Annotated in this window: 19 protein-coding genes; 1 reads left to right on the top strand and 18 read right to left on the bottom strand. The window is 72.9% G+C overall.

Annotated features, from left to right (window positions below; genetic code table 11):
* Positions 1 to 207 precede the first annotated feature (207 nt).
* From ilvC to ACZ6EM_RS11660, 17 genes are all read right to left on the bottom strand, one after another.
* Entirely contained in the window at positions 208 to 1,206 is a 999-nt protein-coding gene (gene ilvC / locus ACZ6EM_RS11740) for a ketol-acid reductoisomerase (RefSeq protein WP_401043804.1), read from the bottom strand.
* Between the two features lie 104 nt (positions 1,207 to 1,310).
* The gene (gene ilvN, locus ACZ6EM_RS11735; RefSeq protein WP_049657946.1) at positions 1,311 to 1,835 is read right to left on the bottom strand and encodes an acetolactate synthase small subunit; all 525 of its coding nucleotides are present in this window, start codon (positions 1,833 to 1,835) and stop codon (positions 1,311 to 1,313) included.
* Positions 1,836 to 1,872: 37 nt separating this feature from the next.
* Positions 1,873 to 3,726: an acetolactate synthase large subunit gene (locus tag ACZ6EM_RS11730; RefSeq protein WP_401043802.1), complete on the bottom strand. Its 1,854-nt coding sequence runs from the start codon at positions 3,724 to 3,726 to the stop codon at positions 1,873 to 1,875.
* A 331-nt stretch (positions 3,727 to 4,057) separates the two neighbouring features.
* Positions 4,058 to 7,036 (bottom strand): putative bifunctional diguanylate cyclase/phosphodiesterase, encoded by a 2,979-nt coding sequence (locus ACZ6EM_RS11725; RefSeq protein WP_452180878.1) that lies wholly within the window; start codon positions 7,034 to 7,036, stop codon positions 4,058 to 4,060.
* A 469-nt stretch (positions 7,037 to 7,505) separates the two neighbouring features.
* Entirely contained in the window at positions 7,506 to 10,547 is a 3,042-nt protein-coding gene (locus tag ACZ6EM_RS11720; RefSeq protein WP_465772299.1) for a helix-turn-helix transcriptional regulator, read from the bottom strand.
* Between the two features lie 149 nt (positions 10,548 to 10,696).
* The gene (locus tag ACZ6EM_RS11715; RefSeq protein ID WP_158077676.1) at positions 10,697 to 10,855 is read right to left on the bottom strand and encodes a hypothetical protein; all 159 of its coding nucleotides are present in this window, start codon (positions 10,853 to 10,855) and stop codon (positions 10,697 to 10,699) included.
* A 238-nt stretch (positions 10,856 to 11,093) separates the two neighbouring features.
* The gene (gatB, locus tag ACZ6EM_RS11710) at positions 11,094 to 12,599 is read right to left on the bottom strand and encodes an Asp-tRNA(Asn)/Glu-tRNA(Gln) amidotransferase subunit GatB (RefSeq protein ID WP_452180417.1); all 1,506 of its coding nucleotides are present in this window, start codon (positions 12,597 to 12,599) and stop codon (positions 11,094 to 11,096) included.
* Positions 12,600 to 12,683: 84 nt separating this feature from the next.
* Entirely contained in the window at positions 12,684 to 12,941 is a 258-nt protein-coding gene (locus ACZ6EM_RS11705) for a hypothetical protein (RefSeq protein WP_359901541.1), read from the bottom strand.
* On the bottom strand, positions 12,938 to 14,446 hold the full coding sequence (gene gatA, locus ACZ6EM_RS11700; protein ID WP_452180418.1) for an Asp-tRNA(Asn)/Glu-tRNA(Gln) amidotransferase subunit GatA: 1,509 nt from the start codon (positions 14,444 to 14,446) through the stop codon (positions 12,938 to 12,940). Before gatA ends, ACZ6EM_RS11705 begins: the two co-directional genes overlap by 4 nt.
* Positions 14,447 to 14,451: 5 nt before the next feature.
* Positions 14,452 to 14,748, bottom strand: a complete 297-nt coding sequence (gatC, locus tag ACZ6EM_RS11695) for an Asp-tRNA(Asn)/Glu-tRNA(Gln) amidotransferase subunit GatC (RefSeq protein WP_030057414.1) — start codon at positions 14,746 to 14,748, stop codon at positions 14,452 to 14,454.
* Between the two features lie 206 nt (positions 14,749 to 14,954).
* Positions 14,955 to 16,751, bottom strand: coding sequence for a putative bifunctional diguanylate cyclase/phosphodiesterase (locus ACZ6EM_RS11690; protein ID WP_359901535.1), 1,797 nt, complete (start codon positions 16,749 to 16,751; stop codon positions 14,955 to 14,957).
* A 322-nt stretch (positions 16,752 to 17,073) separates the two neighbouring features.
* Positions 17,074 to 19,362 carry an NAD-dependent DNA ligase LigA gene (gene ligA / locus ACZ6EM_RS11685; protein WP_401046165.1) on the bottom strand — a complete coding sequence of 763 codons (2,289 nt, stop codon included), beginning with the start codon at positions 19,360 to 19,362 and terminating at the stop codon, positions 17,074 to 17,076.
* 19 nt (positions 19,363 to 19,381) lie between these two features.
* Positions 19,382 to 20,392: a methionine synthase gene (locus ACZ6EM_RS11680; protein ID WP_380538112.1), complete on the bottom strand. Its 1,011-nt coding sequence runs from the start codon at positions 20,390 to 20,392 to the stop codon at positions 19,382 to 19,384.
* Between the two features lie 137 nt (positions 20,393 to 20,529).
* Positions 20,530 to 21,219, bottom strand: a complete 690-nt coding sequence (locus ACZ6EM_RS11675) for an SDR family oxidoreductase (protein WP_401046168.1) — start codon at positions 21,217 to 21,219, stop codon at positions 20,530 to 20,532.
* Between the two features lie 13 nt (positions 21,220 to 21,232).
* A complete protein-coding gene (locus tag ACZ6EM_RS11670) occupies positions 21,233 to 21,757 on the bottom strand; it encodes an LOG family protein (RefSeq protein WP_380538116.1) in 525 nt (174 codons plus the stop codon).
* Between the two features lie 70 nt (positions 21,758 to 21,827).
* The gene (mnmA, locus tag ACZ6EM_RS11665; RefSeq protein ID WP_465772298.1) at positions 21,828 to 22,964 is read right to left on the bottom strand and encodes a tRNA 2-thiouridine(34) synthase MnmA; all 1,137 of its coding nucleotides are present in this window, start codon (positions 22,962 to 22,964) and stop codon (positions 21,828 to 21,830) included.
* 47 nt (positions 22,965 to 23,011) lie between these two features.
* Positions 23,012 to 24,193, bottom strand: coding sequence for a cysteine desulfurase family protein (locus ACZ6EM_RS11660; protein ID WP_465772297.1), 1,182 nt, complete (start codon positions 24,191 to 24,193; stop codon positions 23,012 to 23,014).
* 232 nt (positions 24,194 to 24,425) lie between these two features.
* Between ACZ6EM_RS11660 and ACZ6EM_RS11655 the strand changes: the two genes are divergently transcribed.
* The gene (locus ACZ6EM_RS11655) at positions 24,426 to 25,193 is read left to right on the top strand and encodes an IclR family transcriptional regulator (protein WP_359901515.1); all 768 of its coding nucleotides are present in this window, start codon (positions 24,426 to 24,428) and stop codon (positions 25,191 to 25,193) included.
* Here the strand turns inward: ACZ6EM_RS11655 and ACZ6EM_RS11650 are convergent.
* The gene (locus tag ACZ6EM_RS11650; protein ID WP_380538123.1) at positions 25,099 to 25,758 is read right to left on the bottom strand and encodes a trimeric intracellular cation channel family protein; all 660 of its coding nucleotides are present in this window, start codon (positions 25,756 to 25,758) and stop codon (positions 25,099 to 25,101) included. The genes ACZ6EM_RS11655 and ACZ6EM_RS11650 overlap by 95 nt on opposite strands.
* Positions 25,759 to 25,879: the final 121 nt, after the last annotated feature.

The raw sequence follows: 25,879 nt of genomic DNA, 5'->3' as shown, positions 1-25,879 counted from the left end.
CCCCCGGGCACGTAGGTGGCGTGGAGGGCGGGGGAAGGTGGCATGCCGCGTAGGTAGACGCACGACGCTGTGGGCCTGACGCGCACTCGGAGTGTATCGACGGGCTGGACAGCGGGCCGCTCCCGTCCGGCGAAATCACCCGGACGAGAGCAGCCTACTTGTACAACGAGGTAACAAAACCGGGCCCGGAGAACGGCCCGGAAGGGGTCAGGCCTTCTCGTTGACCCAGCTCATCAGCGAGCGCAGCTTCTTGCCGGTGGTCTCCAGCAGGTGGTTCTCGTCGGCCTTCTTGTACTCGTTGTACTTGGGCAGACCCGCCTTGTACTCGGCGATCCAGGTGTTGGCGAAGGTGCCGTCCTGGATCTCGGCGAGGACCTTCTTCATCTCGGCCTTGGTGGCGTCGGTGATGATCCGCGGGCCGGTGACGTAGTCGCCCCACTCGGCGGTCTCGGAGACCGACCAGCGCATCTTCTCCAGGCCGCCCTCGTACATCAGGTCGACGATGAGCTTCAGCTCGTGCAGGCACTCGAAGTAGGCGATCTCCGGCTGGTAGCCGGCCTCGACCAGGGTCTCGAAACCGGCCTTCACCAGGGCGGCGGTGCCACCGCAGAGGACGGCCTGCTCGCCGAACAGGTCGGTCTCGGTCTCCTCGGTGAAGGTGGTCTTGATGACGCCGGCCTTGGTGGCGCCCAGGCCCTTGGCGTACGACAGCGCCAGGGCGAAGGCGTTGCCCGAGGCGTCCTGCTCGACCGCGACGATCGCGGGGACGCCGCGGCCCTCCTCGTACTGGCGGCGGACCAGGTGGCCCGGGCCCTTCGGGGCGACCATGCAGACGTCGACGTCCGCCGGGGGCTTGATGAAGCCGAAGCGGATGTTCAGGCCGTGGCCGAAGAACAGGGCGTCGCCGGCCTTCAGGTGCGGGGCGATGTCGGCCTCGTAGACGTCGGCCTGGATCGGGTCCGGCACCAGGATCATGATGACGTCGGCCTCGGCCGCCGCCTCGGCCGGGGTGACGACGCGCAGGCCGGCCTCCTCCGCCTTGGCGCGGGACGTGGACTCCGGCTTCAGGCCGACCCGGACGTCGGCGCCGGAGTCGCGCAGCGACAGCGCGTGGGCGTGGCCCTGGCTTCCGTAGCCGATGACCGCGACCTTGCGGCCCTGGATGATGGACAGGTCGGCGTCGTCTTCGTAGAACAGCTCGGCCACGGGGGCACATCTCCTTGCGTGATGGTTGCCGGGTACGCGGTGCTCACCGTATGCGCACGCGGCGGGGGTTTGGGTCTTTGCGTCAGGGTTTGAGACGGCGCTGTTTACGCGCTGCGGTCCAGGGCGCGCAGCGAGCGGTCCGTGATGGAACGCGCGCCGCGGCCGATGGCGACCAGGCCGGACTGGACCAACTCCTTGATGCCGTAAGGCTCCAGCATCCGGAGCATGGCCTCCAGCTTGTCCGAACTGCCGGTGGCCTCGATGGTCACCGCTTCGGGCGACACGTCGACGGTCTTGGCACGGAACAGCTGGACGATCTCGACGATCTGCGACCGGGTCTCGTTGTCGGCGCGGACCTTCACCAGGACCAGTTCCCGCTGGATCGCAGCGGACTGGTCGAGTTCGACGATCTTTATCACGTTCACGAGCTTGTTGAGCTGCTTGGTGACCTGTTCCAGCGGGAGGTCCTCGACGTTGACCACGATCGTCATCCGGGACACGTCCGGATGCTCGGTCGAGCCGACGGCGAGGGAGTCGATGTTGAAGCCCCGACGGGAGAACAGGGCGGCGATGCGGGCGAGCACGCCGGGCTTGTTCTCGACCAGGACGGAGAGGGTGTGCTTGGACATGGGATTCCTCAGTCGTTCTGGAAACTGCAGGGGCTGGTCAGTCGAGGTCGTCGCCGAAGTCGGGGCGCACGCCCTTGGCGAACTGGATCTCGTCGTTGCTGGTGCCGGCCGCGACCATCGGCCAGACCATGGCGTCCTGGTGGACGATGAAGTCGATGACCACCGGGCGGTCGTTGATCTCCATCGCCTGCTTGATGACCGCGTCGAGGTCCTCGGGGCGCTCGCAGCGCAGGCCGACGCAGCCCATCGCCTCGGACAGCAGGACGAAGTCGGGGATCCGGGTGCCCTGGGCCGGCGGCTCGATGCCGTCGTGGCCGGGGCCGGAGTGCAGCACGGTGTTGGAGTAGCGCTGGTTGTAGAACAGCGTCTGCCACTGCCGGACCATGCCCAGCGAGCCGTTGTTGATGACCGCGACCTTGATCGGGATGTCGTTCAGGGCGCAGGTGACCAGCTCCTGGTTGGTCATCTGGAAGCAGCCGTCGCCGTCGATGGCCCAGACCGCGCTCTCCGGGCGGCCGGCCTTGGCGCCCATCGCCGCGGGAACGGCGTAGCCCATCGTCCCGGCGCCGCCCGAGTTGAGCCAGGTGCCCGGCTTCTCGAACTGGATGAACTGCGAGCTCCACATCTGGTGCTGGCCGACGCCCGCGGCGTAGATGGCCTCGGGGCCGACCAGCCGGCCGATCCGCTCGATGACCTGCTGCGGCGAGAGCTGCCCGTTCGGGGCCGGCTCGTAGCCGAGCGGGTAGGTCTTCTTCCACTCGTCGAGCCGCTCCCACCACTCGGTGTAGTCGCCCCGGTGGCCGGCGTCGAACTCGGCCTGGACGGCGACGATCAGGTCGGCGAGCACCTCGCGGGCGTCGCCGACGATCGGCACGTCCGCCGGGCGGTTCTTGCCGATCTCGGCCGGGTCGATGTCCGCGTGGACGACCTTGGCGCCGGGGGCGAAGCCGTCCAGCTTGCCGGTGACGCGGTCGTCGAAGCGGGCGCCGAGGGTGAACAGCAGGTCCGCCTTCTGGAGCGCGGTGACGGCCGGGACGGAGCCGTGCATGCCGGGCATGCCCAGGTGCTGGGGGTGGCTGTCCGGGAAGGCGCCGAGCGCCATCAGGGTGGTGACCACCGGGGCGCCGGTCAGCTCGGCGAGGATCCGCAGCTCGGCGGTGGCCTGCGCCTTGAGCACGCCGCCGCCGACGTACAGCACCGGACGCTTGGCGCCGACCAGCATCTTCGCGGCCTCGCGGATCTGCTTGGCGTGCGGCTTGGTCACCGGGCGGTAGCCGGGCAGCGCGGTCTCGACCGGCCAGCGGAAGGTGGTGGTCGCCTGGAGCGCGTCCTTGGCGATGTCGACCAGGACCGGGCCGGGGCGGCCGGTGGCGGCGATGTGGAAGGCCTCCGCGATCACCCGGGGGATCTCGGCCGGGTCGGTGACCAGGTAGTTGTGCTTGGTGATCGGCATCGTGATGCCGCAGATGTCCGCCTCCTGGAAGGCGTCGGTGCCGATCGCCTTGGAGGAGACCTGGCCGGTGATCGCGACGACCGGCACCGAGTCCATGTAGGCGTCGGCGATCGGGGTGACCAGGTTGGTCGCGCCCGGGCCGGAGGTCGCCATGCAGACCCCGACCCGGCCGGTGGCCTGGGCGTAGCCGGTGGCGGCGTGACCGGCGCCCTGCTCGTGGCGGACCAGGATGTGGCGCACCTTGACGGAGTCCATCAGGGGGTCGTACGCGGGAAGGATGGCCCCGCCCGGAATGCCGAAGACGGTGTCCGCGCCCACGGCCTCCAGGGAACGGATGAGCGACTGGGCGCCGGTCATGGTCTCGACGACGTGCTGGGGAGCGGGAGCGTTGGCGGCCGGGTTGTCCCCGCGGCGGGGGGATGCGGCGTGCTCAGTCATCTGCCTGTCTCTTCTCGGGATTTGCCGACCAGGTGCTGCGGGCCCCGGTGCTGCGAGGGTGGGGTCCCGGTCCGGGCCGAGCGCCGGCTCTGCCTCAATCGTCCCGCTCGATCCGACAAGTCGGACATGCTCGGGCGGCCGAGGCCAGGGGTCTTGCGGAGGTGGAACAGCGTCAGTGCAACAAAAAACCCCTCGTGCCCAAGGGCATGCGAGGGGTGGCGCGTCGGTCTGTCACGAGCAGGGCGTACGAGCCCACTCAGCCGACGCGCCCGCCAAGTACGAGAATTCGGGTGCGCATGGCAACGACCTTCCTCCCGTCCGGGGCGGCATGTCAAGCAGGTGGGACGACCGTCTCGCCATACGGACCCCCCGGCGGACCAGTGACGGCACGGTGTTCGGGCAGGTCAGAGCCGCCATGGTGATGTACGCCACGTCCCGGCGCGGCGTCCGTGCGGCCGCTCGTGCGGCCACTCGTCCGGGTGTCGTCGGCGGCGGGAGGGTACGCGCGGCGGGCCGGGACCGGGCCCGCCGGCGCGGGCAGCGGGTAGCCGCGGCGGGCCAGCGCCCGGCGCAGCCGGGGCTCGTCCAGCGGCGGGGCGAAGGCCGAGCCCTGGGCCTGCCCGCAGCCCAGCTCCTGCAGCGCGGAGACCTGGCGGGGCAGGTCCACCCCCTCGGCGGCGGTGGCCATCCCGAGGTCGCGGCCGAGCCGCAGCACGTGCCCGGCCAGGGTGCGGCTGAGCGCGGACTCGCCGAGGTCCTGGACGAGCGTGCGGTCCAGCTTGAGCCCGTCCAGCGGCAGCCGGGCGAGGGCGCCGAGCGAGCCGCCGCCGGCGCCGTACCCGGCCAGCCAGGTGGAGACGCCCAGCCCGCGCAGGGCGGAGAGCCGGCGGCCGAGCTCGTCGGCGAGCGAGTCCGGGCCCATCCGGGCCACCTCGATCACCAGCTCGTCGGCCGGCAGCCCGCTGTCGCGCAGCGCCGCGGCCACCGTCTCGTACAGGCCGGGCGAGCAGAGCCGTTCCACGGAGAGCCGGACGGCCACCGGGACGGGCTCCGGCGCGCCGCGGCCCCGGCCCGGCAGGGTGCGCCGCTCGACGGCCGCGCTGACCGCCTCCAGGACCAGCCAGCGGGAGAACCGGGTGGCCGCGTCGCCGTGCTCGCTCGAACGCAGGAACTCGGCCGGGGTGAGCAGCAGGCCGCCCACCGAGCGCCAGCGGGCCTGCGCCTCGACCCCGGTCACCGCGCCGCTGCGCAGGTCCACCACGGGCTGGTGGAGCAGCGTGAAGCCGCCCTCCCTCACCGCCATCCGCAGCCGTTCCTCCAGTTCGGTGCGGCGCTCCAGGTCGGCCCGCATCGCGGGGGTGTAGAGCACCACCCGGCCCTTGCCCTCGGACTTGGCCCGGTACATCGCGAGGTCGGCGTTGCGCATCAGCTCGTCGGCGGCGACCCTGGGGTCGGCCGCCGGGCCGCGCTCGGGGGTGCCGAAGGCGATGCCGATGCTGGCGGCGACGCCGAGTTCGGCACCGCCGATCCAGTACGGCTCGGAGAGCGCGAGGCGCAGCCGCTCGGCCAGCTCCTGGACCTGGAGGCGGCCGAGCGGGCCGCAGACCAGCGCGGCGAACTCGTCGCCGCCGAACCGGGCGACGGTGTCCCCGCAGCGGACGGCGCTCTGGAGCCGGCGGGCGGCCTGCACCAGCAGTTCGTCGCCGACCTGGTGCCCGGCGGTGTCGTTGACCGCCTTGAAGCCGTCCAGGTCGAGGAAGAGCACCGCGATCCCGGCGCCCGTCCCGCCCTGCTGGCCGCGGGCGCCGAGGGCGGCCCGCAGCCGCTGGGTGAACAGCGCCCGGTTGGGTAGGTCGGTGAGCGGGTCGTGGAAGGCGTTGTGCTGCAACTGGGCCTGGAGCATGACGCGTTCGGTGACGTCCCGGCTGTTGAGCAGCAGGCCGTCGCGATGTCTGCTGACGGTGGACTCGACGTGCAGCCACTCGCCGGCGCCGGAGCTGATCCGGCACTCGACCCGGGCGGAGAGCTCGGCGCCGCCGGGGCTGCGGTGGGTGGTGAGCCGGACCCTGGCGAGGTAGCGGCGGACCTCGGCGAGCACCCGGCCGACGTCCTCGGGGTGGACCAGGTCCAGCAGGTTGCCGCCGACCAGCTGCTCCGGGTCCCGGCCGTAGACGCCGAGCGCGGCCGGGGAGACGTAGGAGAGCACGCCGTTGGCGCCGGCGATCATGATGACGTCGCTGGAGCCCTGCACCAGGGAGCGGAAGTGCGCCTCCTTGTGGGCGAGTTCCTGGGCCAGCGACAGGTTGTCCAGGAGCATCACGCCCTGCCGGAGGATCAGCGCCAGCCCGACGGTGCAGGCCGCCGCGGCCACCACGCGGTCCAACTCCCGTCCGCCGAGGGCGTTGTAGAGGATTCCGGCGGTGCAGACCGCGGCGGCCGCGTACGGGGTCAGCGCGCTGAAGGTGGTGGCCACCCGGCGGTGCGGCAGGCCGCCGGCCGAGGGGTGCTCGCGCAGCGGGCGACGCCAGCGCGGCGACCACGGCGCCCAGGCCAGCAGCAGGCTGCCGGCGAACCAGCCGGCGTCCAGCAGTTCGCCCGAGTGGTAGGTGCTGCGCAGTTCCGGGGAGGTGAACAGGGCGTCGCAGGTGACGGTGACGGCGAGCGCCACCATCGCCGTGTGCACCGCCGCCCGGTTGCCGTCCCGGCCGCCGAAGCGCAGCCCGACCACCAGGCTGACCAGCAGGATGTCCAGCACCGGGTAGGCCAGGTTGAGGGCCAGGCGCAGCGGTGAGCCGTCCTCGCCGGCCGCGATCCGGCCGAGTGCCAGGCTCCAGCTGAGGGTGAACAGCGAGCCGGCGATCAGCCAGCCGTCGAGCAGCAGGCAGAGCCAGCCGGCCGCCGTGCGCGGGTGCTGGGCGAGCACCAGGACGCCGGTGATGGCGAGCGGGGCGAAGAGCAGGAAGGCGTACTCGGCGAGCGAGTCCCGGGGCAGCGCGGTGCGCACGACCAGCTCGTACCAGCCCCAGGTGCCGTTGCCGAAGGCGACCATGAGCGAGGAGAGGCCGAACAGCAGCCAGGCCGGGCGGGCGTGCCCGCCGACCGTGCAGCCGTACACCAGACAGGACAGCGCGGCCGCCAGGGCCGCCGCGGCCAGTCCGAAGTCGCCCATGAAGACGGACAGTTGGTGTGATCCCCAGCCGGCGGCGGCGCCCGCGGCGTAGGCCAGGCAGAGTGCGCCCAGGACGAACCCGGGCAGGGTGCGGCTGGCCCGGAGCCGGCACAGCGGGCTGCGGCGGGCGGGCGCGGGCACGTCGGCGGCGGACGTGTCGGTGTGCGGTGCCTCCGGCCGTCCGGTTCCGGGCAGCACCGTTTCGGTGGAGCTCACTCGGCCTCTCCCCCTCCGGCCCGGGGCCTCGCGCCCCGGCCACGGACCACCGGCCGCGCACCTCTCGGACGTACGCGGTGGCCTGGCGCCCCGTCAGGACGGTGGCCCAGGGGGTGGGCGGCCTGCCGGTCGCCGCACCGTACCGATGCTCCCAAAATGGACCCTACACCAATCCCGTCACTCAATGACACGCACACTCAACTTAGAGTAATGGCGAAAGGGTGGGGAAATGCCCCCGATTCCTACGGATCGGCCCGGTTGGCGGCGGCGCGCGGGCGGGGGCTCACGCGGCGCGCACGGGAGCACGCGGCGGCGCCCGAACACCGGTTCCAGGACGGACGAACGGCGGCCCCGGACCGGTCGGAACCGGTCCGGGGCCGCCGTGGGGCCCTGCTCAGCGGCCCGAGGAGGCCAGATCGTCCGGGAACAGCCGCAGCCGGTGCGCCAGTGCGGCCGCCTCGCCCCGGCCGCCGACCGCGAGCTTGCCGAGGATGTTGGAGACGTGCACGCTCGCGGTCTTCGGAGAGATGTACAGCTCCTCGGCGATCTGCCGGTTGGTCCAGCCGCGCGCGAGCAGGCGGAGCACGTCCCGCTCACGGGGGGTGAGGTTGAAGGAGTCCCCGGCGGCCTGGGTCGGCACCGCGGCCGACCGCTCGGCCGGGGCGAGGCTCAGCCCGGCCCGCTCGGCCAGCGCGGCGATCTGCCCGCCGAGCAGCCGGTCGTCCCGGACGGCCGCCAGTTCGGCCGCCTCGCGCAGCAGTTCGGCGCCGGCCTCGCGCCGGCCGGCCTGTACCTCGGCCTCGCCGGCCCGCAGCAGGGCCTGTGCCAGCGGGTACGGCAGGCCGGTTGGCCGCAGCGCCTCGACCGCGGCGGCCCAGACCTCCGGAGTGTCCGCCCCCTCGGCGCGGGCCAGTTCGGCCTCCAGCAGCCGGGCCCAGCCGTGGTGCAGCGGGGCCCGGGGACGCAGCTCGGCGGCGGCCGCCGCGATCGCGGCCAGCGCCCCCGGCCGGCCCGCCCCGGCCTGCGGCAGGCCCCGGCTGTCCGCCTCCACCGTCGCGGCCTCGGCCAGCAGCGGGTAGACGTCGGACTCGTGACCGAGCCGGCCGTCCTCCTCCAGCACGGCGAGCGCTTCGGCCCGGGCCTCCAGCGGCCGGCCGCCGAGCGCCGCGAGCCGCACCGCCAGCCGGCTGATCGGCACGCTGTGCTGGACCTGGCCGACCCGGTTGGCCGCCCGGGCCTGCGCCAGCATGGTCCCCGCGGTGGCCAGGTCCCCCTTGAGCAGGGCGAGTTCGCCGCGCATCCGGTCCAGGAACTCGGCGTGGGTGCCGGTCGGGCTGGCCGCCTCGTAGCCGGCCAGCACCTCGGCGGCCTCCCGGACCCGCCCGAGGTCGGTCAGCGCCTCGACCAGGTTGCCGGTCAGGATGGCGCCGATGTTGCGCAGCAGGCCGTTGCCGTCCGCGAACTCCAGGCCCTCCCGGGCCAGTCGGACCGCGTCCTCGGGGTGTCCCAGTCCGCGCTGCATGCTGGCCAGGTTGTTGATGCCGCGCAGCAGCAGGTCGGGCACGCCCAGCCGGCGGGCCCGTTCGACCGCCCCGGCGAGCTCGGCGAGCCCGCCCTCGGCGTCGCCGTGCACGTCGTAGCGCAGGCCGCCGAGGGTCATCCGGGCGTGCACCTCGACCGAGTGGGCGCCCACCTCCTCGGCGATCCGGATCGCCCGCTCGGCCAGCTCGATCGCCTCCGCGGTCGGCTTCTTGAGCATCGCCGTCCCGGCGCCGAGCGCGAGCACCTCGGCCTGGACCGCGGTCGGCGGCAGGTGCTCCACCAGCCGCAGCGCGTTCGCGATCTCCTCCTCGTCGCCGGAGCGGCGCAGGCTGCCCAGCATCCGGGCCCGGTTGATCCGGAACCAGGCCGCGCGCACCGGGTGCTCCGCCTCGTCGACCAGCCGCAGCCCGCGCTTGGCCAGGCTCAGGCCGCGCTCCCGGTCGCCGCAGCGCCGGGCCGCGACCACCGCCTCGGCCAGCACGTCGACCAGCTGGATCCGGTCGCAGTCCTCGTCCGCGGCGCTGTGGTCGCAGGAGCCCGGCGGGTAGGTCTCGGCCCAGTCGTACGGGCGCAGGGTGTGCGCCAGCACCTCCTCGGAGACCAGGTCCCACAGCTCCAGGGCCCGTTCCAGCATCCCGAGCTGCTCGGCGAAGGCGTTGCGGCGGCGGGCCGCGCGGGCGGCGTCCAGGGCCGTCGGCAGGGCGCGGGCCGGATCGTGCGCGTGGTACCAGTAGTTGGCCAGCCGGGCGGCCAGCGCGTCGCCCGGGACGAGCTGCGGCTGGGCCTCCACGACGAGCGCGAACTTGCGGTTGATCCGGTGCCGTTCGCCGGGCAGCAGGTCGTCCGAGACCGCCTCGCGGACCAGCGCGTGGCGGAACCGGTAGCCCTCGCCCTCGCTGTCCGGACGCAGGATGTTGGCGCCGACGGCCGCCCGCAGCGCCTCGATCAGCGCCTCCTCGTCGTCGTCCAGGACGGCGGCCAGCAGGGCGTGTTCGACGTGCGAGCCGCCCTCGGCGGCGATCCGCACCACCCGCTGGGCCTCCTCGTCCAGGCCCTCGACCCGCACCAGCAGGATGTCCCGCAGCGAGTCGGTCAGCCCGGCTCCGCAGCCGTCCTCGAAGGCGGTGGCCAGCTCTTCGACGAAGAACGGGTTCCCCTCCGAGCGGCGGTGGATGCGGTCCACCAGCTGGCGGTCGGGGACGGTGGTGCCGAGGATGCCGGCCAGCTGGGCGGCCACCTCGCGGCGGTCGAACCGCGCCAGCTCCAGCCGCTGGACGGTGCGCAGCCGTTCGAGCTCGGCGAGGAAGGGGCGCAGCGGGTGCCGGCGGTGCAGGTCGTCGGTGCGGTAGGTGGCGACCAGCAGCACCCGGGACCGGTGCAGGGTGCGCACCAGGAAGGCGAGCAGCTCACGGGTGGAGCGGTCGGACCAGTGCAGGTCCTCGACGGCGAGGACGAGGGTACGCTCCGCGCCGAGCCGCTCGAACAGCCTCGCGGTGTGCTCGAACAGCCGGGCCCGGCTGTACTCGTCGTTGGGTTCGCCGTCCACCTCGCCGAACTCGGAGAGCAGCAGGGCGAGGTGGCTCTCGCTGCCGGCCGCGGCGGCCTCCAGTTCGGGGCCCAGCGAGCGGTGCAGCCGGCGCAGCGCGGCGGCCAGCGGTGCGTACGGCAGGCCCTCGGCGCCGACCTCCAGACAACTGCCGAGCGAGGTGACCGCCCCGCGGGCGGCCGCCCGCTCCAGGAACTCCTCCAGCAGCCGGGTCTTGCCGACCCCCGCCTCCCCGCCGATCAGGATGGCCTGCGGGCTGCCGGTGCCGGCGCGGCGCAGCGCGTCGGTCAGCTCGGTGATCTCGCTGCCGCGGCCGACGAAGACGGGGCTGACCGATGTCTGCTGCATGGAGGCGAGCATGCCATAGCCGGTGGGGCCCGGCCGAGGGGTTATCTCCCCTGGCGAACGGGTCGAAGGACCCGAATGCCCGGAGGGGGAGACGCTGGTGAGCGTCTCCCCCTCCGGAGCTCCTTCGGCACCGCCGTGGTGCCGCACCGTCAGCATTCGGGCCGACGCACGGGGCGCCGCTGGAAGCGGGCGGCCACCGGACGCTGCCGCAGTCGGCGGGCCTCCTTGGCCTCGCGCACCAGGCGCTCGTGCTCGGCGCGGGCCACGAGCTCGTGGGCCTGTTGCTGGAAGGTCTGGTACTCGATCATTTCCGGTTCCCCCTCGGGTTTTCCACTCCGTCTTGCTGACAGGTAAGAGCTTCCTCCGCCAGTGGGGGGTGCCGCATCGGGAGCGTGCCGCATCTTCCGGGGCCCGGATGCCTTAGATCGGTCGCCAAAAACGGTTTAAGGCCCCGCCTCACCCAGATACATAGGTGAGACGGGGCCTTAGGCCTTACTTAGAGGGCCTTAGATGCCTTAGATGCCTTAGGAAGGCAGGGTCCACAGCCTAGGCCGCACCCAGCTTCTCCAAGATCAGGTCCTTCACGCGGGCGGCGTCGGCCTGGCCGCGGGTGGCCTTCATGACCGCGCCGACCAGCGCGCCCACGGCCTGGACCTTGCCGTCGCGGATCTTGGCGGCGATCGCCTCGTTCTCGGCGATGGCCTGGTCCACGGCGGCACCCAGCGCGGAGTCGTCCGAGACCACGGCCAGGCCGCGCTTCTCGACGATCTCGTCCGGCTCGCCCTCGCCGGCCAGCACGCCCTCGATGACCTGGCGGGCCAGCTTGTCGTTGAGCTTGCCCTCGGCGACCAGCGCGGCGACCCGGGCGACCTGCGCCGGGGTGATCGGCTGCTCGCTCAGCTCGGTGCCGGTCTCGTTGGCGCGACGGGCCAGCTCGCCCATCCACCACTTGCGGGCCTGGTCGGCCGGGGCACCGGCCGCGATGGTCTCCTGGATCGGCCCCACCGCACCGGCGTTGAGCACCGACTGCATGTCCTTGTCGGACAGGCCCCACTCCGCCTGCAGCCGGGCACGGCGCACCCGCGGCAGCTCGGGCAGACCGGCGCGCAGCTCCTCGACCCACTCGCGGGCGGGGGCCACCGGCACCAGGTCCGGCTCGGGGAAGTAGCGGTAGTCCTCGGCGTTGTCCTTGATCCGGCCCGAGGTGGTGGAGCCGTTCTCCTCGTGGAAGTGGCGGGTCTCCTGGACGATGGTGCCGCCGTCGGTCAGCACGGTGGCGTGCCGCTGGATCTCGAACCGGGCGGCCCGCTCCACGCTGCGCAGCGAGTTGACGTTCTTGGTCTCCGAGCGGGTGCCGAAGGTCTCGGTGCCGTTCGGGCGCAGCGACAGGTTGACGTCGCAGCGCATCTGGCCCTTGTCCATCCGGGCCTCGGAGACGTCGAGCGAACGGATCACCTCGCGCAGCTCGGCGACGTACGCCTTGGCGACCTCGGGGGCGCGCTCGCCGGCGCCGACGATCGGCTTGGTGACGATCTCGATCAGCGGGATGCCGGCCCGGTTGTAGTCGAGCAGCGAGTGGGTGGCGCCGTGGATGCGACCGGTGGCCCCGCCGACGTGGCTGGACTTGCCGGTGTCCTCCTCCATGTGGGCGCGCTCGATCTCCACCCGGAAGGTCGAGCCGTCCTCCAGCTGCACGTCGAGGTAGCCGTTGAAGGCGATCGGCTCGTCGTACTGCGAGGTCTGGAAGTTCTTGGGCATGTCCGGGTAGAAGTAGTTCTTCCGCGCGAACCGGCACCACTCGGCGATCTCGCAGTTCAGCGCCAGGCCGATCTTGACGGCCGACTCCACGCCGACCGCGTTGACCACCGGCAGCGAACCCGGCAGGCCCAGGCAGGTCGGGCAGGTCTGGCTGTTCGGCTCGGCACCCAGCTCGGTCGAGCAACCGCAGAACATCTTGGTCTTGGTGCCCAGCTCGACGTGGACCTCAAGGCCCATCACCGGGTCGTACGACGCGAGAGCGTCCTCGTAGGAGACCAGGTTCATGACGCTCACAGCGTCCCTTCTCACTTGAAGCTTGGGAGGTACGGGCCCGGCCACCGCGTCGCGCGGGGGCCGGGCCAGGGCGCTTAGCTCAGCTCAGCCCAGCAGCACGTCGTCGGAGCCCAGCCGGCGCAGCTCGCGCACCAGCAGGGCGGTGCCGGTGACCAGCGCGGCGGCGCCGACCAGGGCGTTGACCAGCTTGAGGGTGTCGCTCTCCTCGCGGGCCTTGCGGACGTCCTTGGCCACGGAGATCGCACCGAACGCGCTGGTGCCGATGGACAGCCACAGACCGGGCTTGGAGTGCTTGAAGCCCTTCAGGGAGCCGGAGCCCTTGGTCTTCTCGATCTTGCTCACAGTGCCGGTGCCTCCTCCAGCAGGGTGTGCCCCCACTTGTCGTTGAGTGCGGCCTCGACGGCGCCGCCCACGCGGTACAGGCGGTCGTCCGCCATCGCGGGTGCGATGATCTGGAGGCCGACCGGGAGATTGTCCTCCGGGGCCAGGCCGACCGGCAGCGACATGGCCGCGTTGCCCGCCAGGTTCGACGGAATCGTGCACAGGTCGGCCAGGTACATCGCCATCGGGTCGTCGGCGCGCTCGCCGATCGGGAAGGCGGTGGTCGGCGTGGTCGGCGAGACCAGGACGTCCACGCCCGCGAAGGCCGCGTCGAAGTCGCGCGAGATGAGCGTGCGGACCTTCTGGGCCGAGCCGTAGTAGGCGTCGTAGTAGCCCGAGGACAGCGCGTAGGTGCCCAGGATGATGCGGCGCTTGACCTCGTCGCCGAAGCCGGCCTCGCGGGTCAGCGAGGTGACCTCCTCGGCCGAGCGCGAGCCGTCGTCGCCGACCCGCAGGCCGTAGCGCATCGCGTCGAAGCGGGCCAGGTTGGAGGAGCACTCCGACGGCGCGATCAGGTAGTACGCCGGCAGCGCCAGGGTGAAGGACGGGCAGGAGACCTCGACGACCTCGGCGCCCAGCTCGCGCAGCAGCTCCACCGACTCGTTGAAGCGCTGCATCACGCCGGCCTGGTAGCCCTCGCCGGCGAACTCCTTGACGACGCCGATCCGCATGCCGCGGATGTCGCGCATCCGCGCTGCCTCGACCACGGCCGGCACCGGCGCGTCGATCGAGGTGGAGTCCAGCGGGTCGTGCCCGGCGATGGCCTCGTGCAGCAGGGCCGCGTCCAGCACGGTGCGGGCGCACGGACCGCCCTGGTCCAGGCTGCTGGAGAACGCGACCAGGCCGTAGCGGGACACCGAGCCGTAGGTCGGCTTGACGCCGACGGTGCCGGTGACGGCGCCGGGCTGGCGGATCGAGCCGCCGGTGTCGGTGCCGATCGCCAGCGGGGCCTCGAAGGCGGCCAGCGCGGCGGCCGAACCGCCGCCGGAGCCGCCGGGGATGCGGGAGAGGTCCCACGGGTTGCCGGTCACGCCGTACGCGGAGTTCTCGGTGGAGGAGCCCATCGCGAACTCGTCCATGTTGGTCTTGCCGAGGATGACCACGCCGGCGTCCTTGAGACGGCTGGTCAGCGTGGCGTCGTACGGCGGGATCCAGCCTTCGAGCATCTTCGAGCCACAGGTGGTCGGGATGCCCTTGGTGGTGAAGACGTCCTTGAGCGCGAGCGGGACGCCGGCCAGCGGGCCCAGCTCCTCGCCCTTGGCGCGCTTCTCGTCGACGGCCCTGGCCGCGGCCAGCGCGCCCTCGGTGTCGACGTGCAGGAAGGCGTTGACCTTCTTGTCGACGGCGTCGATGCGGTCCAGGTGGGCCTGCGCGACCTCGATGGCGGACACCTCGCCCTTGGCGATGGCGCCCGCGGTCTCGGCGGCGGTCCACTTGATGATGGGAGTGGGAATCAGCTCGGTCATCTCGGTCAGTCCTCCCCGAGGATCTGCGGCACACGGAAACGCTGCTCCTCGGCGGCGGGGGCGCCGGACAGCGCCTGCTCCGGGGTGAGCGACGGCCGGACCTCGTCCGCACGCATGACGTTGGTCAGCGGCAGCGGGTGGGAGGTCGGCGGGACGTCCTGTCCGGCGACCTCGGAAACGCGGGCGACCGCGCCGATGATCACGTCGAGCTGCTCGGCGAAGTGGTCCAGCTCTTCGGGCTTCAGCTCAAGACGCGACAGCCGGGCGAGGTGGGCGACCTCCTCGCGCGTGATGCCAGGCATGCAGCGATCCTCAGGGTGAGTTCTGGTGAGACCCGGCTGTGCCTTGCGGGCGGTGCCGGGCCCGGGCAGGAGCAGCCGGTTCCGGCGCTCCGTCCTCGTGGTCTTTGGACCCCATCCTATGGGGCCCGTCCCCCGCCCCGGCCAACGAGTGAGCCGCGGCGCCCGTCACCGGCCCTCCCCGGGGCCGGACCGCGACCTCCGGCGGGCTACTGCGGCCGGGTGCGGGCCCAGCCCTGCGGTTTGATCTCCCGGTGCGCGGCCTGCACCACCTGGGCCACCGGCGGCAGCGTGGGCGGGATGACCGGCGGCCGGACCGGCGGGAGTGTCGGCGGCAGCACCGGCGGCCTGGCCGGCGGGGCGATCGGCTTGGCGTTCGGGACCGACGGGAAGCCCGCGGGCAGCTGGGGCGGCAGGCCGAGCCGCTCCACCGGCGGGGCGCCGGTGCGGTGCACCCGCAGCCAGGCGGTGGCCTGCTCGGCCGGCAGCGCGGCCGACACCAGCCAGCCCTGGACGGCGTCCACGCCCATGCAGTGCAGCCGCTCCCAGGTCTCGTCGTCCTCGACGCCCTCGGCGACCACGGTCAGGCCCAGCGAGTGGGCGAGCTCCACCGAGCAGCGGACCACCGCCGCGTCGTGGTCGTCGGCGACCATCCGGGAGACGAAGGAGCGGTCGATCTTCAGCTCGCCGACCGGCAGGCTGCGCAGCCGCACCAGCGAGGAGTGCCCGGTGCCGAAGTCGTCCAGGGACATCCCGACGCCGTAGCCGCGCAGCTCGGCCAGGGTGTCGGCGGCCCGCCGGGAGTCGTCCAGCAGCAGCCGCTCGGTGATCTCCAGCTGGAGCGCGTGGGCCGGCACCTGGTGGCGCACGAGGTGGCCGGCGACCCGCTGGGCGAAGCCGGGGTTGAGCACGTCGCGCGGCGAGACGTTGACCGCGACCTGCACCTGGAGGCCCTGGTCGCGCCAGTACGCGAGCTGGCCGACGGCCGCCTCCAGCACGTAGTCGGTGAGCCGGGGCATCAGGCCGCTGGATTCGGCGAGCCCGACGAACTCGTCCGGCGGGACCTTCCCCTGGCCGGGGCGCTCCCAGCGCAGCAGGGCCTCCAGGCCGACCACCCGGCCGTCGAAGGCCACCTTCGGCTGGTAGTGCAGCTGCACCTCGCCGGTCTCCAGTGCCCGGCGCAGGTCCCCCAACAGCCCGATCCGGTACGGCGTGTCGGCGTCCTGGGTCTCGTCGTACTGGGCGACGCCGCAGTGTCCGCGCTGGGCGTGGCCCATCGCGACGTCGGCCCGGCGCAGCAGGGCCTCGGCGTCCTGGGCGTGCTGCGGGTAGACGCAGACGCCGCCGCTGGCCTCCAGGACGAGCAGCAGCCCGTCCAGCCGGATCGGGGCGGCCAGTTCGGCGATCAGCGCCTTGGCGACCCGCTCCAGGCTGTCCGGGCAGTTGATGCCGGGCAGCAGGACGGCGAACTCGTCGCCGCCCATCCGGGCCACCATCGGGCGGCCTCGGCGGTAGTGCCGGGGCAGGCCGGCGAAGACGTCGTCGATGGACTCCCGGGTGGCGCTGCCGGCCGGTCCGCCGGAGCGCAGGGCCCGGTGCAGTCGGCGGGCGATGTGAACCAGCAGCCGGTCACCGGCCGTATGACCTAGTGTGTCGTTGAGTGATCGGAAGCGATCGAGGTCGAGCAGGATGAGACCGACGCTGTAGCCCTGACCACACTCCGCGATCGCCTCCTGGGCAGCCAAAAGCAGGGCCTGACGGTTGGGCAGATCCGTCAGCGGGTCGGTCAGTTGGTCGCGGGCGCGGTCCCGGGCGATCCGCCAGGCCGCCACCAGCACCGCCAGGGGCACGGCGAACAGCGGCAGCAACTCGGGTTCGTACCGGTAGACCAGGACGGCCAGCGGGATGAGCGGCGCGGCTCCGGCCAGCAGCACGCCGAGCAGCAGGACCGCACCCGCCACCCCCTGCGGCGGGCGTGTGGGCGCACCGCCGGTCGTACGATCCATAAGCCCTGTCCTCCGTCGGGCCCGCCCCGTCGGGCCGCCTTACGGTGAGGCACCGTGCCGGTACCGACAGCTGCCGGGCATGGAGCGACCCCGCGGAACACCGGCCCAGCCGGTGCCCCCACCCCTGCTGACACTCTGTTGCGCTCCAGGGTATGCCGGGGTCCACCCGGTGGGCAGACTTTCGGACAACCGGAAACGCGCCACCGCTCTCGGGTGCCGCACAGTGACACAATGCCCGCTTTCACTGTGCGGCACCCGGTGACGTTGCATCAGGACGATAACAACACCGATCCGGTCACCGACCGCTCGGGTCCGCTCCGGGTCAGTCCTCGACGGGCTCCTTCTTCGCCTCCCCGGCCTCCTCCGGCTCCGGAAGCCCCAGGTGGGCACGGGCGGCGGACGGCCCGTCGGCGAGCAGGACGGCGAACCCGGCGTCGTCCAGGACCGGCAGGCCGAGCTGAACAGCCTTGTCGTACTTGGACCCAGGGTTGTCACCAGCGACCACAAAATCGGTCTTTTTCGAAACCGAACCGGTCACTTTCGCTCCACGCGAGGTCAGCGCCTCCTTGGCACCGTCCCGGGTGTGGCCGGCCAGCGTGCCGGTCACCACCACGGTCAGGCCCTCCAGCGGGCGCTCCGCCTCCTCCTCGTCCGCGAACTCCTCGGTGAAGCGGACGCCGTCCGCCTCCCAGTTCCGGAGGATCTCCTGGTGCCACTCCTCCGCGTACCACTCCCGGATCGAGCGGGCGATGGTCGGGCCGACCCCCTCGACGGCCGCCAGCTGCTCCTCGCTCGCCTCGAAGATCTTCGTCAGATCGCGGAACTCCCGGGCCAGCGCCTGCGCGGCGACCGGACCGACGTGCCGGATCGACAGCCCGTTGACGAACCGCCACAGCGGCCGCCCCTTCGCCACGCCCAGGTTGTCGATCAGGGCCTGGAGCGACTTCTTCGGCTCGCCCTTGGTGGTGGCGAAGAAGAAGACCTCCTTCTCCTTGCCCGTCCTGTCGTCCAGCTTCGGCATGCCGGTCTTCGGGTCCCGGACCAGCACCTTGATCGGCAGCAGCTTCTCCCGCGTCAGCCGGAAGATGTCGGCCTCGTTCCGCACCGGCGCCTCGGCCGGCTCCAGCGGCTGGGTCAGCGCGGTGGCCGCGACGTAGCCCAGCCCCTCCACGTCCAGGCACTGCCGCCCGCCGAGGAAGGCGATCCGCTCCCGGATCTGGGCCGGGCAGCGCTCCGCGTTCGGGCAGCGCAGGTCGATGTCGCCCTCGGCCATCGGCCGCAGCTCGCTGTCGCACTCCGGACAGTGCGAGGGCATCACGAAGGCCTGCTCGGTGCCGTCCCGCAGGTCGTAGACCGGGCCGAGGATCTCCGGGATGACGTCGCCGGCCTTGCGCAGCACGATCGTGTCGCCGAGCAGCACGTCCTTGGCCTTGACGACCTCCTGGTTGTGCAGCGTCGCGTACTGCACCATCGAGCCGGCCACCTTCACCGGCTCGGCCAGCACCGCGTACGGGGTGGCCCGGCCGGTGCGGCCGATGCCGACCTTGATCTCGGCCAGCTTCCCGGTGACCTCCTCCGGCGGGTACTTCCAGGCGATCGCCCAGCGCGGGGACTTGGAGGTGGCGCCGAGCCGGCCCTGCAGGGCGATCTCGTCCACCTTCACCACGACGCCGTCGATCTCGTGCTCGACCGAGTGCCGCTGCTCGCCGAAGTGCGCGATGAAGGCCCGCACCTCGGCGAGCGTCTTCACCACCTGGTTGTGGCGGGCGGTGGGCAGGCCCCAGTCGTGCAGCAGCCGGTAGGCGTGCGACTGGTTGTCGATGTCGAAGCCCACCCGGGCGCCGATGCCGTGCACCACCATGTGCAGCGGGCGGGAGGCGGTGACATGCGGGTCCTTCTGGCGCAGCGAACCGGCGGCGGCGTTGCGGGGGTTCATGAACAGCCGGATCAGCGCCCGGGGCCGCTTGCCCTCCTTGGCGCGCTCCTCGTTCTCCTGCCGGCGGCGCTCGTTCTCCTCCGCGAAGGAGGCGTTGAGCGCGTCGAACTCCTCGGTCGGGAAGTAGACCTCGCCGCGGATCTCCACCAGCTCCGGGATGTTCTCGCCCTTGAGCCGGTGCGGGATCTCCTTGATGGTACGGACGTTGGGGGTGATGTCCTCGCCGACCCGGCCGTCGCCGCGCGTCGCCGCCTGCACCAACTGGCCGTTCTCGTAGGTGAGGTTGACGGCCAGGCCGTCCACCTTGAGCTCGCACAGGTAGTGGTAGTCGATGCCCTGCAGCTCGGTGGCGACCCGCTCGGCCCAGGCGGACAGCTCCTCGTCGTCCATCGCGTTGTCCAGGCTGAGCAGCCGCTCGCGGTGCTCGACCTCGGCGAACAGCCCGGTGGCCGCGCCGCCGACCTTCTGGGTCGGCGAGTCCGGGGTGACCAGGGCCGGGTGCTCGGCCTCGATCCCCTCCAGCTCCCGCATCAGCGCGTCGAACTCGGCGTCGCTGACGACCGGCGCGTCCTGCTCGTAGTACCGGGCCCGGTGGTCGGTGATCTCCTGCGCCAGCTCGGCGTGCCGCCCGCGCACCTCCGCCGGGACGTCCTCCCAGCCCTCGACAGCCGTCACCGCAAGCCCTCCTGCACTCTCATTCCGGGTTGTCCACCAGGCTCTGTGCCGCCCGCACCGCGGACGACAGCGCCCTGCGCGCGTACGCCGGGGAGGCCCCGGCCAGCCCGCAGGTCGGTGTCACCAGCACGCGGCGGCCCAGCAGCTCCGGGGCGAACCCGAGCCTGCGCCACAAGGTCCTGACACCCTGGACACTACCGGCAGGGTCGGACACCGCCTGGTCAGTGGCGGGGACGACACCGGCGAGGATCGTCGTGCCGCCCTCCACGGCCTCGCCGAGGTCGTCGTCCTGGCGCTCGGTGAGGAGCGAGAAGTCGAGGGAGATCCCGGCCACCCCGGCGCGGCGCAGCAGCGGGACCGGGACGTCCGGCGCGCAGCTGTGCACCACCACGGGCGCGTCGAGGTTCCGGATCACCTCGCGCAGCACCTCCTCGGCGACCTGCCGGTCGACGGCGCGCAGCCGCTGGAAGCCGCTGGCGGTCTTCACCGACCCGGCCAGGACGGCGGGCAGCGAGGGCTCGTCCAGCTGCAGCACGACCTCGGCGCCGGGCACCCGCCTGCGGACGTCCGCGAGGTGGCGGCGCAGGCCCTCGGTGAGCGAGCCGGCGATGTCGCGGCACGCGCCGGGGTCGGCGAGCGCCTTCTCGCCGTGCTTGAGCTCGATGTTCGCCGCCAGCGTCCAGGGGCCGACGGCCTGGACCTTGAGCGCGCCCTGGTGGCCCTGGGTGAACTCCTCCAGCGCGTCCAGGTCCTCGCCGAGCCAGGAGTGGGCGCGCCGGGTGTCCCGGCCCGGACGGTCGGTGAACCGCCAGCCGCTCGGCTCGGTCTGCGCGAACAGTTCGACCAGCAGGCCGGCGCCGCGCCCGATCATGTCGGCGCCCGGCCCGCGGGCGGGCAGCTCGGGCAGGAACGGCAGGTGCTCCAGTGCCCCGGTGGAGGTCTTGGCGGCCTCCCGGGCGTCGGTGCCGGGCAGCGAACCGACGCCGGTGGCGGCGCCGCGCAGGTCGGGGAAGGTGTGTGGGGTGCTCACCCGCCCGAGCCTACTCAGCCGGACGGCCCCGGTGCCGGGCGCGGGGCTCGGTACCGGGGCCGCCGGGCACGCGGAGGCCGGGTCGACATCCGGTGCGCGCACGGAAAGTCGGACCGGCCGACTTCCCGTGCGGCGCGCTACCGCCCGGGGCGGACGGTGATGTCGGTGATCTCCGCGTCCCGGGAGGCGTCGAGGGCGGCGAGGATCGCCCTGGCGACGGACGCGGGCTCGATCCAGCGGCCGGCGTCGTACTCCTTGCCCTCCTGCTGGTGCACCTTCACCTGCATCGCGGTGGCGGTGCGGCCCGGGTAGACGGAGGTGACCCGGACGCCGTTGGCGTGCTCCTCGTGGCGCAGCGCGTCGGCGAGCGCCTTGAGGCCGTGCTTGCTGGCCGCGTACGCCGACCACTCGGCGTGGGCGTTGAGGCCCGCGCCGGAGTTCACGAAGAGCACATGGCCCTTGACCAGCCGGATCGACGGCAGCAGCAGGCGGGTCAGCTCGGCGGGGGCGACGAGGTTGACGTTCAGCGTCTCCTGCCAGGCCTTGGGGGTCAGGTCGCCGACCGGGCCGAGCTCGACCGTGCCCGCGACGTGCAGGAGGGAGTCCAGCTCGACCGGCAGCTGCTGGTGGCCGAAGGCCCAGGACAGCTTGCCCGGATCGCCGAGGTCCCCGACGAGGGTGCGGGCCCCGGGGAAGCGCTCGCGCAGTTGGGCGGCCCGACGGGCGTCGCGGGCCAGCAGCCAGAGCTCGTCCCCGCGCTCGGCGAGTCGCTCGGCGAGTACGGCGCCGATGCCGGAGCCGGCGCCAGTGATCAGATGTGCAGCCATGGTCGTGATCCAATCAGGCCTTGAGCTGGGCGAAAACCTCGGCGGGCGTGTCCGCGAAGGTGATCAGCTCGGCGAGCGGGCGCGGCAGGAAGCCCTCGGCGTCCATCCGCTCCATCTGGGTGCGCAGGCCCGCGTAGAAGCCCTCGGTGTCCAGGACCACCACCGGCTTGTCGAACATCCCGTGCTTCTTGAGCTCCAGCACCTCGGTGACCTCGTCCAGGGTGCCCAGCCCGCCCACCAGCACGACGATCGCGTCCGCCCGCGAGGCCAGCTCGGCCTTGCGCTCCGGCAGGTCGGCCGTCCACACCAGCTCGTCGGCGCCGACGTACGCCTTGTGCCGCAGCATCTCGACCATCACGCCGACGAGCCTGCCGCCCGCCGCCTTCACCTCGTCGGCGAGCAGCCCCATCAGCCCGGCGTTCGAGCCGCCCCACACCAGCGTGTGCCCGCCCTCCCCCAGGAGCCGGGCGAACTCCGCGGCGGGGGCGGAGTAGCGGTCGTCGAGCGAGTACGCGGAGCAGAAGACAGAGATATTCATAGTGCCGTCCGGTCTATCACGCCCCGCGGCGAGACTTCACCGGGGATTCCTCGCCGGGCGCGGGGCGGGCTCAGGCGGTGACGGCCGGGCGCTCGGTGGTGGCGATGGTGGCGGAGCCGACGACACGGGTGCCGTCGTAGATCACCACGGCCTGGCCGGGGGCGATGCCCCGCACCGGGGTGTCCAGTTCCACCCGCAGCTCGCCGTCGACGACCGAGGCGCTCACCGGCACCTCCTCGCCGTGGGCGCGCAGCTGGGCGGTGTAGCGGCCGTCCGCCAGGGGCTCGGTGCCGCACCAGCGGGGGCGGATGGCGGTCAGCCCGGTGACGTCGAGGCCCTCGACCGGGCCGACCGTGACGGTGTTGTTCACCGGGGAGATGTCCAGCACGTAGCGCGGCTTGCCGTCGGCCGCCGGGCGGCCGATCCGCAGGCCCTTGCGCTGGCCGATGGTGAAGCCGTACGCGCCGTCGTGCTCGCCGAGCTTGGTGCCGTCGACGTCGAGGATGTCGCCGGTGGCGGTGCCGAGGTGCTGGGCCAGGAAGCCCTGGGTGTCGCCGTCGGCGATGAAGCAGATGTCGTGGCTGTCGGGCTTCTTGGCGACGGCCAGGCCGCGGCGCTCGGCCTCGGCCCGGATCTCCTCCTTGGTGGTGTCACCGAGCGGGAAGAGCGAGTGGGCGAGCTGGTCGGCGTCGAGCACGCCGAGGACGTAGGACTGGTCCTTGGCGCCGTCCACGGCCCGGTGCAGCTCGCGCGAGCCGTCCGGCAGGTCGACGATCCGGGCGTAGTGGCCGGTGCAGACGGCGTCGAAGCCGAGCGCGATCGCCTTGTCCAGCAGCGCCGCGAACTTGATCTTCTCGTTGCAGCGCAGGCACGGGTTGGGCGTGCGCCCGGCCGCGTACTCGGCGACGAAGTCGTCGATGACGTCCTCGCGGAAGCGCTCGGCGAGGTCCCAGACGTAGAAGGGGATGCCGATCACGTCGGCCGCCCGCCAGGCGTCCCGGGAGTCCTCGATGGTGCAGCAGCCGCGCGCGCCGGTCCGGAAGGACTGCGGGTTGGCGGAGAGCGCCAGGTGGACGCCGGTCACCTCGTGCCCCGCTTCGACGGCGCGGGCGGCGGCGACGGCGGAGTCGACTCCGCCGGACATCGCCGCGAGCACGCGCAGACGGCCGGTGGACGGAGCGGTCGGGGCACCCGGGAAGTCAGTCATGATGGCAACAAGGGTACGGGGTGGCCCGCCTGTTCCCGGAGCCGAGATCAGCGCCGCACCGACGCCAGCCCCGCGTTGCGCGCCCGCTCGACGACCGGCCCGATGGCCTTCCCCAGCGCCGTGACGTCCTCCGGCACCGAGGTGTGCCCGAGCGAGAACCGCAGTGAGGCGCGCGCCAGCAGCGGGTCGACGCCCATCGCGAGCAGCACGTGGCTGGGCTGCGGCACCCCGGCCGAGCAGGCGGAGCCCGTCGAGCACTCGATGCCCTGGGCGTCCAGCAGCATCAGCAGCGCGTCGCCCTCGCAGCCGGGGAAGGAGAAGTGCGCGTTGGCGGGCAGCCGGCCCTCGGCCGACGGGTCGCCGTTGAGGATCGCGTCCGGTACGGCGGCCAGCACCGACGCCACCAGCTCGTCCCGCAGCGCGCCGAGCGTGACCGCGTGCTCGGCCCGCCGCTCGACGGCGAGCGCCGCGGCGGCCGCGAAGCCGGCCGAACCGGGGGCGTCGAGGGTGCCGGAGCGCACGTCGCGTTCCTGCCCGCCGCCGTGCAGCAGCGGTACGGGCGCGGCGCCCCGGGAGAGCAGCAGGGCGCCGATGCCGAACGGGCCGCCGATCTTGTGCCCGGTGACGGTGAGCGCGGTGAGGCCGGACTCGGCGAAGGAGACCGGGACCTGACCGAGCGCCTGCACGGCGTCGGCGTGCACCGGGATGCCGTACTCGGCCGCCACGGTGGTCAGTTCGCGCACCGGCTGGACGGTGCCGACCTCGTTGTTGGCCCACATCACGGTGACCAGCGCCACCGACGCCGGGTCGCGTTCGATCGCCGACCGCAGCGCGTCGGGGTGCACCCGGCCGTACCCGTCCACCGGCAGGTACTCGACCTCGGCGCCCTCGTGCTCGGAGAGCCAGTGCACCGCGTCCAGCACCGCGTGGTGCTCGACCGGGCTGCACAGCACCCGGGTGCGGGCCGGGTCTGCGTCCCGGCGGGCCCAGTACAGGCCCTTGACCGCCAGGTTGTCGGATTCGGTGCCGCCGCCGGTGAGCACGATCTCGCTGGGGCGGGCGCCCAGCGATTCGGCCAGCGATTCCCGGGACTCCTCGACCACCCGGCGGGCCCGGCGGCCGGCCGCGTGCAGGGCCGAGGCGTTGCCGACCACCCCCAGGTGCGCCGTCATCGCGGCGATCGCCTCGGGCAGCATCGGCGTGGTCGCCGCATGGTCCAGGTATGGCATAACCATCCGATTGTAGAGCGCGGCACCTCAGGGGGTTCCGGGGCGGGGCAGTTCCAGCCACTCACGGCCGGCACCGGCCGGCACCGGCCCGGACGCACCGCGGACGAACCACGGGCGCGGCGCACCGCGGACGCACCACTGCCGGACGGCCGCGTCCGGCAGTGGTTTGTACCACTGAGCCACCCAGCGGTTAGCCTGACGCCATCAGTCAGCCGGATCCACAGGAAACGCCATGTCGCAGTCGGTCGACCGCGCGCTGACCCTGCTCGACGCACTCGGCGACGCGCCGCTCTCGCTGGAGCAGGCCGCCAGCAGCCTCGGGGTGCACAAGTCCACCGCCCTGCGGCTGCTGCGCACCCTGGAGGAGCACGGCTTCGCCCGCCGCCAGCCGGACCTGCGCTACCGGCTGGGCGGCCGGGTGCTCTCGCTGGCCCACCGCGCGCTGGAGGACTTCGACGTCCGGCAGGTCGCCGCGCCGTACCTGGCCGCGCTCAACGCCCGCTGCGGCTACACCGTCCGGCTCGCCGTGCTGCACGACGGCGAGGTGCTCTACCTGGACGAGGTGGCCGGGTTGCCGGGCGCCGAGCCGTCCCGGATCGGGCGCCGGGCCCCGGTGGACGGGACGGCGGTCGGCCGGGTGCTGCTCGCCGGGCTGTCGGCGGACGGCGTCCCCGAGGAGCCCGAGCTGGCGGCGGTGCGCCGCCGGGGCTGGGCGGCCGAGTCCTGCGAGCACCGGGAGCCGGTGACCTGCGTGGCCGCGCCGGTCGCGGGCAGCGGCGGACGGACGGTCGCGGCCTGCGCGCTGAGCGCCCCGGCGAGCGAGGTGCCGCCCGGCGAACTGGCCCGGATGGTGCCGGAACTGCTCTGCACGGCCGAGGCGATCTCGCTCGCGTACGGCGGCTCGCCTACTCCTCGCTGGTGCGAGAACCGTTGCGGTGCCAGGCCCGCGGGGCACGCCAGCCGTACTTCAGCGCGAGCATCCGCAGCCCGAAGGCGGTGAGCGCGGCCGCGGTTCCGGTGATGCCGGTGAGGCGGTCCGCGCCGATCAGCAGCGCGACCAGGGTGGCACCGACCAGGGCCGGGACGGCGTAGATCTCCCGGTCCCAGCGCAGCAGCGAGGGGATCTCCCCGGCCAGCACGTCGCGGATCACGCCGCCGCCGGCCGCGGTCACCATGCCGAGCGCGATCGCCGCGACCGCGCCGAGCCCGAAATCGTGGGCCTTGGCGGTGCCGGTCACGCAGAACAGCCCGAGCCCGAGCGCGTCCAGGGTCTGCACGGCCCGGTTGATCCGCTCGACCTCCGGGTGCAGGAAGAACACCACCAGCGCGGCGGCCAGCGGGGTCACGAAGTAGCCGAGGTTGGTGAACGCGGCGACCGGGGTGGCGCCGATCACCAGGTCGCGCATCACGCCACCGCCGAGGGCGGTGACCTCGGCCAGCACACAGATCCCGAAGATGTCCATGTTCTTGCGGACGGCGAGCAGGCCCCCGGAGAGGGCGAAGACGAAGATGCCGACGAGGTCCAGCGACTGCTGCACGTCGGTCGGGAAGAGCTGGGATGTCACCGTCCATATGTACCTGATTCGCGCAGGTGTTCCATCGAACGTCCGTGCTCCGGATCCGAACGCACCGCCGGAACGGCGGCCAACCCCTTGTGCGCCGTGGGGCCGAACCGGTTCGGCTAGC

It is taken from the genome of Kitasatospora sp. NPDC041917, from assembly GCF_055589745.1.
This window is presented reverse-complemented; position numbering and strand designations above follow the sequence as displayed.